At 70.5% G+C, this 9,817-nt stretch carries 8 protein-coding genes; 2 read left to right on the forward strand and 6 right to left on the reverse strand.

What is annotated here, in order from left to right:
- The first annotated feature begins 65 nt into the window (after positions 1–65).
- The gene (locus ACFVIU_RS11550) at positions 66–3,122 is read left to right on the forward strand and encodes an NACHT domain-containing protein (protein ID WP_385842101.1); all 3,057 of its coding nucleotides are present in this window, start codon (positions 66–68) and stop codon (positions 3,120–3,122) included.
- Positions 3,123–3,177: 55 nt separating this feature from the next.
- On the opposite strand, the gene ACFVIU_RS11555 is transcribed toward ACFVIU_RS11550, so the two are convergent.
- Positions 3,178–5,703: an ATP-dependent Clp protease ATP-binding subunit gene (locus ACFVIU_RS11555; protein WP_385842102.1), complete on the reverse strand. Its 2,526-nt coding sequence runs from the start codon at positions 5,701–5,703 to the stop codon at positions 3,178–3,180.
- 430 nt (positions 5,704–6,133) lie between these two features.
- Here ACFVIU_RS11555 and ACFVIU_RS11560 point away from each other — a divergent pair, with 430 nt between their 5' ends.
- Positions 6,134–6,844, forward strand: coding sequence for an SCO3374 family protein (locus tag ACFVIU_RS11560; protein WP_385842103.1), 711 nt, complete (start codon positions 6,134–6,136; stop codon positions 6,842–6,844).
- 11 nt (positions 6,845–6,855) lie between these two features.
- Here the strand turns inward: ACFVIU_RS11560 and ACFVIU_RS11565 are convergent, their stop codons facing one another.
- The 5 genes from ACFVIU_RS11565 to ACFVIU_RS11585 all read right to left on the reverse strand — a co-directional run bounded on the left by ACFVIU_RS11565 (position 6,856) and on the right by ACFVIU_RS11585 (position 9,573).
- Entirely contained in the window at positions 6,856–7,191 is a 336-nt protein-coding gene (locus tag ACFVIU_RS11565; protein WP_385842104.1) for an Lsr2 family protein, read from the reverse strand.
- A gap of 203 nt (positions 7,192–7,394) precedes the next feature.
- Positions 7,395–7,943, reverse strand: coding sequence for an amino-acid N-acetyltransferase (locus ACFVIU_RS11570; RefSeq protein ID WP_385842105.1), 549 nt, complete (start codon positions 7,941–7,943; stop codon positions 7,395–7,397).
- A gap of 9 nt (positions 7,944–7,952) precedes the next feature.
- Positions 7,953–8,429, reverse strand: a complete 477-nt coding sequence (locus tag ACFVIU_RS11575) for a BlaI/MecI/CopY family transcriptional regulator (RefSeq protein WP_385842211.1) — start codon at positions 8,427–8,429, stop codon at positions 7,953–7,955.
- A gap of 176 nt (positions 8,430–8,605) precedes the next feature.
- Positions 8,606–8,782 (reverse strand): hypothetical protein, encoded by a 177-nt coding sequence (locus ACFVIU_RS11580; protein WP_385842107.1) that lies wholly within the window; start codon positions 8,780–8,782, stop codon positions 8,606–8,608.
- An 89-nt stretch (positions 8,783–8,871) separates the two neighbouring features.
- Positions 8,872–9,573 (reverse strand): hypothetical protein, encoded by a 702-nt coding sequence (locus ACFVIU_RS11585; RefSeq protein ID WP_385842213.1) that lies wholly within the window; start codon positions 9,571–9,573, stop codon positions 8,872–8,874.
- Positions 9,574–9,817 lie beyond the last annotated feature (244 nt).

Consider the following 9,817-nt stretch of genomic DNA (forward strand, 5'->3'; position numbering starts at 1 on the left):
AGCGGATCCGCTGACTAGGCTCCACCCGTTGCCCGTTCGCGATCGTACGACCACGGGGGTGGCGGGTGGAGCCGACGGTACTGGGCGGCAAGCTGGCGTCCAGCCTGGCCGCACCGCTGGTGCGCAAGCTGTTCGTCCAGGACGGGCCGGGCGCGGGGGTGGTCGACAGACCCATACGGCTGTCCTCGCTCGTGTCCTTCCGGGGAGAGAAGCGCACCCTCGGCGAGAAGGACGTCCACCGGCTGGCCGAGCGGATCGTGGCGCAGGCGGTCCGCTCCCCGGGCGAGCCCCCGTTCCCGGCCGACGAGGAACCGGCCGTCGCCGACGCCCTCGCCCGGCGGCTGCTCGCCCTCGGCGACCTGGACATGGACGACGTACAGGCCGTACGGCTGGGCCACCGTGAGCTGGCCGAGCGGCTGCGCCATGCCGCCCCCGTGCCGGACGGCCTCTGCACGGACGCCCGGCACTTCCTGGACTCCGCCACCGAGTGGGCCTGCCTCCAGATCCTGGAGTTCTTCACCCGGCGGTCCACCTTTGTCGCCCGCACCCTCGTGGAGCAGACGCGGGCGCAGGCGGAACTCATCGCCAGGGTGGACGAGCTGATCGCCCGCACCCCGCGCCCCGACGCCCGCGACACCGCCTTCGAACGCCGCTACCTGGCCCATGTCGCCCACCAGCACAACCACATCACCATCTACGGCATCGACCTGCGCGACTCCCCCGACCGCTGGCCCCTGGAAGTGGCGTATCTCAGCCTGGAGGCCACGACGGCGGAGGACACCGTCCGCGACCCGGCGCCCGGTGAGCACCGGCCGGCCGCCCCCGGACGACTGCCGGCCGAAGAGGCCCTGCTCGCCGACACCCGGGTGCTGCTGCGCGGCGACGCCGGATCCGGCAAGACCACCCTCGTCCAGTGGCTCGCGGTCACGGCGGCCCGCGACGGCGACCGCGTCCCCTTCGTCCTGCCGCTGCGCACCCTGATCCGCACCGGCCCGCTGCCGCCGCCCGCCGGCTTCCTGCCCGCCGTGAGCTGCCCGCTGACCCCGCCGGAGGGCTGGACCGAGCGCGTGCTGTCGACCGGCCGGGGCCTGGTCCTGGTGGACGGCCTGGACGAGATCCCGGCCGCCGACCGCCACCGCACCCGCGACTGGCTGCACGCCCTACTCGCGGCCTACCCCGGCAACCGCTGGCTGCTGACCTCCCGCCCCACCGCCGTACGCCCCGACTGGCTGGCCGAGCAGGGCTTCCGGGAACTGACCCTGGCCCCGATGCGCCGCTCCGAGCTGGCCACCTTCGTCCACCGCTGGCACCGGGCCGCCCAGGCACCGGAGTTCGAGAAACCGCTGCTGGACTCCCTGCGCACCAAGCGCGACCTGGCCCGGCTGGCGACCAACCCGCTGATGTGCGGCCTGATCTGCGCACTCCACCGCGAGCGGCGCGGCTATCTCCCCACCGGCCGCAAGGAGTTGTACGACGCCGCCCTCACGATGCTGCTCGCCCGCCGGGACCGGGAGCGGGGCATGGGCTCGGTGGACGGCTCGGAGCTGGGCGAGGAGGCCCAGCTGGAGCTGCTCCAGCGGCTGGCCTACGCCCTGGTGCTGGGCGGCCGTACCGAGATGGCCCGCGACACGGCCGAGGGGATCGTCGAGCGCTGCCTGCCCACGGTGGCCGCGGCGGCCGGCCACGGCGACGCGGCGACGGTCCTGGCCACCCTGCTGCTGCGCAGCGGTCTGCTGCGCCAGCCGGTCGAGGGCGTGGTCGACTTCGTCCACCGCACCTTCCAGGACTATCTCGGCGCCCGCTACGCCGTGGCGGAAGGCCATCTGGAGGTCTTGGTCAGCCATGCCGACGACACCCAGTGGGAGGACGTCATCCGCATGGCGGTGGCCCACGCCCGGCCCCGGGAACGGGCCTGGATGCTGCGCCAGTTGCTGACCGATGACTCACCCCGGCGCACCCTGCTCGCCCTGGCCTGCCTGGAACACGCCACGGCCCTGGATCCGGCGGTGCGGGCGGAGGTGGAGGCGCGGGCGGGGACGCTGATCCCGCCGCGGTCGACGGAGGACGCCCGGGCGCTGGCGGAGGCGGGACCGCTGGTGCTGGAACTGCTGCCACCCCCGGAAGGGCTGACCGACGAGGAGGCGCACGGCGTCGCCGTCACCGCCTCGCTGCTCGGGGACGAGGAGCCCGAAGGCGCGCTGGCGGTGCTGCGCCGGTTCCGCGGGCATCCCGACCTGGAGGTCCGCCGACAGCTCGCCGGGACGTGGCACCGGTTCGGCACGGAGGAGTACGCGGCGGAGGTCCTGGACCATCTGGACCGATCCGGTCTGTACCTGAGCTGCGAGACGCCGGAGCAGGTCGCTGCCCTCGCCGGGATGCGCTCCTGGCACGACATCACTGTGCGGGGCCCCCATGACCTCGGTAATGTGCTGGCCGCCCTGCCCGAGCCGGACGCGGTGACCATGCTCAGCCTGCGGGACAATCCGCGGCTCGGCGATCTGACCGCCTTGCTACCGCTGACCTCGCTGAGAGGGTTGTGGCTGTCCAAGTGCGACGAGCTGCGCAGTCTGGCCCCACTGGCGGAGCTACCGATCGACCGCCTCGGCTTCAGCCGGATCGCCGAGCTGACCGGGCTGCGGTCCCTGCGTTCGCTGACCTGGCTCTCCCTCATCCAAGAGCTGCCCGGACCGGACCTCACCGAGGCTCTGCCCGTCGAAGCCCCGCTGGGCAGCCTCTTTCTCGGTGGGCGCAGCACGGACCGCACCGGGCTGCGTGGGCTCGAGAACTGGGCCGGCCTGCGGGAGCTCGGCCTCGGAGGGCTGACCACGGCACTCACGGCCATGGACTGGCAGGCGGTCGCCGGACTGCCCGAACTGAAACATCTCTTCCTGAATGCGTTTCTCGTCCGCGAATTTACGCATTCCCTGGACCTCATGCCGGAATTGCCCGGAATTGAGGTGCTCGAAGTTCCCCACATGCAGGGTTCCGAGAATCTGGCGGCTCTCGCGCTCAAGCTGCCGGGACTACGCTCGGTGATCCTTCAGAACGAACCCGGACACTTCGTTCCCGCCCGCTTCGCCGATCTCTTCCCGGGCGCGGAGGTCCGCCTGGAGCGCCAATGAAATGCGAAAGGGGCCGGTGCTCGAAAGCACCGGCCCCTTTGCTTCGGCCTACGCCTTACGCGTCCTTGCTCAGGTTCGGCCCGGCACCGCCGGCCGCCTGCTCGATCGGCGGGACGTCGGGCAGCGCCGACTTCTCCTCACCGCGGAAGGTGAAGGTCTTGGTGTCGCCCTCGCCCTCGGTGTCCACGACCACGATGTGACCGGGGCGCAGCTCGCCGAAGAGGATCTTCTCGGAGAGGGTGTCCTCGATCTCGCGCTGGATCGTGCGACGCAGCGGACGCGCGCCCAGCACCGGGTCGTAGCCCTTCTTGGACAGCAGCTCCTTGGCGGACTGGGACAGCTCGATGCCCATGTCCCGGTCCTTCAGGCGCTCGTCCACCTTGCTGATCATCAGGTCGACGATCCGCAGGATGTCCTCCTGCGTCAGCTGCGGGAAGACGACCACGTCGTCGACACGGTTGAGGAACTCGGGACGGAAGTGCTGCTTCAGCTCGTCCGACACCTTGTTCTTCATGCGCTCGTAGTTGGTCTTCGTGTCGCCCTGGGCGGCGAAGCCCAGGTTGAAGCCCTTGGAGATGTCCCGGGTGCCGAGGTTGGTCGTCATGATGATGACCGTGTTCTTGAAGTCCACGACCCGGCCCTGGGAGTCGGTCAGACGACCGTCCTCCAGGATCTGGAGCAGCGAGTTGAAGATGTCCGGGTGGGCCTTCTCGACCTCGTCGAAGAGGACGACCGAGAACGGCTTGCGGCGCACCTTCTCGGTGAGCTGGCCGCCCTCCTCGTAACCCACGTATCCGGGCGGGGAACCGAAGAGCCGGGAGACCGTGTGCTTCTCGCTGAACTCCGACATGTCGAGGGAGATCAGCGCGTCCTCGTCGCCGAAGAGGAACTCGGCGAGCGCCTTGGACAGCTCGGTCTTACCGACACCGGACGGGCCGGCGAAGATGAACGAACCACCCGGACGCTTCGGGTCCTTCAGACCGGCGCGGGTACGGCGGATCGCCTTCGACAGCGCCTTGACGGCGTCGTTCTGGCCGATGACCCGCTTGTGCAGCTCCTCCTCCATGCGGAGCAGGCGGCTGGACTCCTCCTCGGTCAGCTTGAAGACCGGGATGCCGGTGGCCGTGGCGAGGACCTCGGCGATCAGCTCGCCGTCGACCTCGGCGACGACGTCCATGTCGCCAGCCTTCCACTCCTTCTCCCGCTTGGCCTTGGCGGACAGGAGCTGCTTCTCCTTGTCGCGCAGCGAGGCGGCCTTCTCGAAGTCCTGCGAGTCGATCGCGGACTCCTTGTCCCGGCGGACGGCGGCGATCTTCTCGTCGAACTCGCGCAGGTCCGGCGGAGCGGTCATCCGGCGGATGCGCATCCGGGAACCGGCCTCGTCGATCAGGTCGATCGCCTTGTCCGGCAGGAAGCGGTCGGAGATGTAACGGTCGGCCAGGGTGGCGGCCTGGACCAGCGCCTCGTCGGTGATGGAGACGCGGTGATGCGCCTCGTACCGGTCGCGCAGGCCCTTGAGGATCTCGATCGTGTGCGGCAGGGACGGCTCGGCGACCTGGATGGGCTGGAAGCGGCGCTCGAGGGCCGCGTCCTTCTCCAGGTGCTTGCGGTACTCGTCCAGCGTGGTCGCACCGATGGTCTGGAGCTCACCGCGGGCCAGCATCGGCTTGAGGATGCTCGCGGCGTCGATGGCACCCTCGGCGGCACCCGCACCGACCAGCGTGTGCAGCTCGTCGATGAACAGGATGATGTCGCCGCGGGTGCGGATCTCCTTGAGCACCTTCTTCAGGCGCTCCTCGAAGTCACCGCGGTAGCGGGAGCCGGCGACCAGGGCGCCGAGGTCCAGCGTGTAGAGGTGCTTGTCCTTCAGCGTCTCGGGAACCTCGCCCTTGACGATGGCCTGGGCGAGGCCCTCCACGACGGCGGTCTTGCCGACGCCGGGCTCACCGATCAGCACCGGGTTGTTCTTGGTACGGCGGGACAGCACCTGCATGACCCGCTCGATCTCCTTCTCGCGCCCGATGACCGGGTCGAGCTTGGACTCACGAGCGGCCTGGGTGAGGTTCCGGCCGAACTGGTCCAGGACCAGAGAGGTCGAGGGGGTGCCCTCGGCCGGCCCGCCGGCGGCGGCGGTCTCCTTGCCCTGGTAACCGGAGAGCAGCTGGATGACCTGCTGCCGCACCCGGTTGAGGTCTGCGCCCAGCTTGACCAGGACCTGGGCGGCGACGCCCTCGCCCTCGCGGATCAGGCCGAGCAGGATGTGCTCCGTGCCGATGTAGTTGTGGCCCAGCTGAAGGGCCTCGCGGAGCGACAGCTCCAGGACCTTCTTGGCACGGGGGGTGAAGGGGATGTGCCCGGACGGGGCCTGCTGGCCCTGACCGATGATCTCCTCCACCTGCTGGCGGACCGCCTCAAGCGAAATGCCGAGGCTCTCCAGGGCCTTAGCGGCGACACCTTCGCCCTCGTGGATGAGACCCAGGAGGATGTGCTCGGTGCCGATGTAGTTGTGGTTGAGCATCCGGGCTTCTTCCTGAGCCAGGACGACAACCCGCCGCGCGCGGTCGGTGAACCTCTCGAACATCGTTAATCGCTCCTCAGAGCGGTCAGGCAGTGGGGGGAACTTCCCCTCCCTGTCCTTCCGCAGCTTAGTCCCGCAAGCGGGGACCGCTCATTCCAACTGCCGACACCGTCCTTGGCCTCCTGACCCCGAACGCCGACATCTGCTCCAACCCGATGGTGCGAGACGATGTTCCCGCAGGCCAGGCAGTTACCCCAGTCGCCAGTACGCCGATGGCGAACGTGAGACGGCCCTTCCTGCGTGTCGCCCCCTCCCACTAGGCATGTCTTACCCGCAGGGACTGACACTCCATGCCGCGCGCACCGGTTCCCTCCGCTATGGGCGAACAACCTTGCGCCTCCCCGAGGCCCCACGCGCCCCCATTTCCGGCACCTTGTGCGATCGACTGGACACCCAGCGTAACGCGCGGGCTCTCGCGGCGGTTGCACCGGGCATGGTTGGCTCGGCCCCCATGGCCCACCCTTGCGCCCATACCGTCCCGCCTCCTCGCCACCCCCTCGACGGGGGGCCGGCATCCTCGTCCGCGCCGGCCGGCCCGGAGGACGCCCGGACCCGCCACTGGTACGAGAACGATCTGGGCTGGCCGACCGTGCCCGACGCGGCGAAAAAGCCGCTACGGCTGCTCACGGGGGTGCGCTTCGACGTCCTGGACGTGCCGGCCGAGGCGGGCAGGAGGGCGCTGCGGCATCTCGCGGCGGACTCCCCGGTGGCCCTGCGGGGCGACCGGACGGAGCTGCTGCTGGCCGCGGGCAGCGCGGAGGAGCTGCCGGGGCTGCTGGATTGGCTGGAGTGGGGCGCCATCGCCCTCGACCTGCGGGTCCTGGGGGCGGGCGAGGTGATGGAAGCGCCGCTTCCGCCCTGGGCGGTCACCGGGGCCGCGGGGGCCGCCGTACCCGGGCGAGGGGCTCCCGCTGAGGCCGCCGTGGGGGCCGCCGTGTGGCTGCGGCCCCCCGGGCCGGGGCGCGAGGTCGAGGACTCGCTGCCGGCGCTGCCGGCGCTGTCGGCCGTGGGACGCGAGGGGAGCGTCCCCGATCTCGTACGACTGCTGGACACGGTGGCAGCGGAGTGTCACCGCATCCGGCTGCGGCGCGGGTGCGCCGGGCCGTCCGCCCGTGAGCGCAGCCGGCCGGCCGCCTTCTCGTAAGCGCCGCGGAATCAGCCGTTGGCCTTCTCGTAGGCCTCGCGGATGTTCCCGGGAACGCGGCCGCGGTCGTTGACCTCGAGGCCGTTCTCCTTCGCCCAGGCGCGGATCGCCGCGGTGTCCTGGTTGCCGCCGGAAGCGGCACGCGCCTTTCCACGCCCGCCCGAGGTACGGCCTCCGGTACGACGGCCGCCCTTCACATAGGGCTCGAGAAGGCCGCGCAGCTTGTCCGCATTGGCGGTCGTGAGATCGATCTCGTACGTCTTGCCGTCCAGCGCGAACGTCACCGTCTCGTCCGCCTCGCCGCCGTCGAGGTCGTCGACAAGAAGGACCTGAACCTTCTGTGCCACCGGATTTCCTTTCATCGATAACGTTGAGGGTCAGGGGTGTGCGGCGTCCGCCGTTTCGCCGCCCCCTGTTATATGCAGTACTGCACTACGTCGGAAAGCAAACCGCTTTTGCCGGAAAAACACAAACCCCTGGGAGAGGGGAGCGCATCGGCCCCGCCCGGAAACATGCGCGTTTCGGACATAGGGCACCAGGGCAATGACGATCACAGATGCAGAAGCATCCGGCTGTTGCCCAAGGTGTTCGGTTTCACTCGTTCGAGGCCGAGGAACTCCGCGACGCCCTCGTCATAGGAACGCATCAGCTCGGTGTAGACATCGGTGTCGACCGGTGTCTCACCGATCTCCACGAAGCCGTGCTTCCCGAAGAAGTCCACTTCGAAGGTGAGGCAGAAAACCCGGCGAACGCCGAGCCAGCGCGCGGTCTGGAGCAACTTCTCCAGCAACTGATGGCCGACGCCGGCGCCCTTGAGGCCGGGCTTCACCGCCAGAGTGCGGACTTCCGCGAGGTCCTCCCACATGACGTGCAGCGCACCGCAGCCGACCACCTCGGCGTTGTCGTCGCGTTCCGCGACCCAGAACTCCTGGATGTCCTCGTAAAGCGTGACCATCGCTTTGTCGAGCAGGATGCCGTCACGGACGTACGCGTCGAGGAGACGGCGCACGGCCGGGACATCGCTGGTCCGGGCCCTGCGGACGGTGATGGCTTTTGCGGAGAGTTCGGGACGCTCTGCGGACAGACGCTCTGCTGACATGAGCGGACGCTATCGCCCGTCGCCGTCCTGGGCCGAGCCGGGGTTCTGCCCTTCGGCGGCTTCCCGGGGTTCGCGTCCTTCCCCGGCTTCTGCGGCTTCCCGGGGTTCCGTGGCTTCCGTGGCTTCCACGGGTTCCGCCGGTTGCGGGGGTTCCTGTGTTTCCGGTCCCTGGACGATGCGTACCGCGTCGCTGAGGGCCTGGCGCTGTTCCTCGCTCATCATCCCGAAGAAGGCGACGAGAGCGGCGGCCGGGTTGTCGCTCTGCGACCAGGCGTCGTTCATCAGGGCGGCGGCGTACGCGGCACGTGTGGAGACGGCCTCATATCGATAGGCCCGGCCTTCCGCTTCCCGGCGCACCCAGCCCTTCTGATGGAGATTGTCCAAAACGGTCATCACCGTGGTGTACGCGATGGACCGTTCCTGCTGTAGGTCTTCCAGGACTTCTCGAACGGTGACCGGGCGGTTCCACTTCCACACCCGCGTCATGACCGCGTCTTCGAGTTCTCCCAAGGGGCGAGGCACAGTTCAGAACAATAGTGGGAGATCCCGGCATCGGCCTGCCGACGTGCACCGACCGAATGAAACGATGACAAAAAGGGCGTGCGGTTCGAAGCGGGGCGATGTCCTCGCCGTCCTGAGAGGTTTCGAAGCGCCGGGATGTCTCAGGCGTCGCCGGCGGAGGCCTGGCGCGCGCTCTCCACGCGCGCGAGGGCGGCGTCGACGGCCGCGTCCTCCTTGGCCTTGGCGGCCCCGCCCTGGGTCTTCACGATCACCCTGACCACACCGATGAAGAACGCGGCCATGACGACCGGGGGCACGAGCGCGGAGACGTAGTCCATGCCACCAGAGTAGCCACGCCACCCCACCGAAATGCCCCGGGGTGTCCCCAGGCGGGGCGCGCGCCGCCGGGGACACCCTCCGGAAGGACTCAGCCCGCGGCCAGCTCCCGATGCTCCACCGGCTCCGGCGACTGCGCCGACTCGTCCGCCGACGCTCCCGGCTTGCGCCGCGGGAACACCTCTCCCGGCGTGGGAATGGGCCGCTTGGGCGCGGGCCGCTGCCCCGGCTCGGGCCCGGACTTCTCCCCCGGCTTCTCCGCGGGCCTCTCGGACGGCCTCTCGGCGGGCTTCTCCGCGGGTTCCCGGGCCGGTTCGGCACTCTCCTCGCCCTGCCGGAGCGGGAGGTCCCCCGCGCCCCCGGGGAGGGCCAGCAGACGCGTCCGCGCGGCCGGCACGGCCGGCGCCGGAACCCTCCGCGCCCCCTGCGCGAAGCGGGCCCGCACATCCTGCTCGGCCAGCGCCTGGCACCGCTCCAGCAGTGCCGCCGCGGCGGGGTTCCCGCGCAGCGCCCGCAGCGCGGCGAGATCGTCCGGGGTGGGCCGGTGCCCGGCGCCCAGCGCCTCCTCCAGCAGGGCCAGGTAGCCGGCGGCCGTACCCGGCAGCGCGGCCCGGTACCGGCCGAGGTCGGCGATCAGGAAGGCGCGCAGTCTGGTCCCCTCGTGCATCGCCTCGTCGAGCGACTCGGCGAGCCGGAAGCAGTCCTGGACGTCCTCGGCGGACGCTCGGCCGGGGTGGAGGGCGAGGGCGAGGGCGCGGCGGAGCACACGCAGCTCCTCCACGCCGAACGCCATGCCGCCGCGGGATCCGTATGGCGTGGGCATGCGGCGACGCTACCGCTAATCGGACAAAAGTGACGGATCGGAATGCCGTGACGGCGCCGTGTCGCCCGAGGTTCCCCCGACCGGTCCCAGGACGCCGTCCCCCGGCCCGGGGGGGGGGGGGGGGGGCGGGGGGGGGGGGGGGGGCCACCCCCCCCCCCCCGCCCCGCGCGGAGACCCCCGCCACACCGCGCGCCGCGACACACGCCGCGCCGAG

The organism is Streptomyces sp. NPDC127190 (assembly GCF_042672505.1).
GTDB lineage: Bacteria > Actinomycetota > Actinomycetes > Streptomycetales > Streptomycetaceae > Streptomyces.

Excerpts from the sequence above, each read along its gene's own strand:
- ACFVIU_RS11555 (WP_385842102.1), bottom strand. The coding sequence starts at position 5,703 with ATGTTCGAGAGGTTCACCGACCGCGCGCGGCGGGTTGTCGTCCTGGCT.
- ACFVIU_RS11560 (WP_385842103.1), top strand. The coding sequence starts at position 6,134 with ATGGTTGGCTCGGCCCCCATGGCCCACCCTTGCGCCCATACCGTCCCG.
- ACFVIU_RS11570 (WP_385842105.1), bottom strand. The coding sequence starts at position 7,943 with ATGTCAGCAGAGCGTCTGTCCGCAGAGCGTCCCGAACTCTCCGCAAAA.
- ACFVIU_RS11575 (WP_385842211.1), bottom strand. The coding sequence starts at position 8,429 with ATGACGCGGGTGTGGAAGTGGAACCGCCCGGTCACCGTTCGAGAAGTC.
- ACFVIU_RS11580 (WP_385842107.1), bottom strand. The coding sequence starts at position 8,782 with ATGGACTACGTCTCCGCGCTCGTGCCCCCGGTCGTCATGGCCGCGTTC.
- ACFVIU_RS11585 (WP_385842213.1), bottom strand. The coding sequence starts at position 9,573 with ATGGCGTTCGGCGTGGAGGAGCTGCGTGTGCTCCGCCGCGCCCTCGCC.